The organism is Dellaglioa sp. CoH-57-MRSF-22 (assembly GCF_056781895.1).
Window position 1 is genome coordinate 1 of sequence record NZ_JBXAXT010000271.1, and the last position, 239, is coordinate 239.

Sequence of the window (239 nt, forward strand, 5' to 3'; positions counted from 1 at the left end):
CACACGAGGGAGGCGTTCAGGGCGATCTCAACGAAGAGGACCGCGCGGATATATGGTGGAGATCGTTCCGCAACTGGATGGGTTCCGATCTTGGCAAGAAGGCGCGCAAACAAAGAAATGAGGACCCCTCATGGCTTTCGTGGCTTAAGCGCCTAGGCCCACTATTGGCGTCCATGGTTCTTGACCCAGAACTCTACAAAGAGATGGGTGCACTTATGGACAAATACCTGACATGGGAT

1 protein-coding gene is annotated in these 239 nt (G+C 53.6%); it reads left to right on the forward strand.

Annotated elements, in window-relative coordinates; all coding sequences use genetic code 11:
* Nucleotides 1–239: hypothetical protein (locus tag AC1RPR_RS09050; protein ID WP_481763616.1), on the forward strand; the 239-nt coding region annotated here is incomplete at both ends.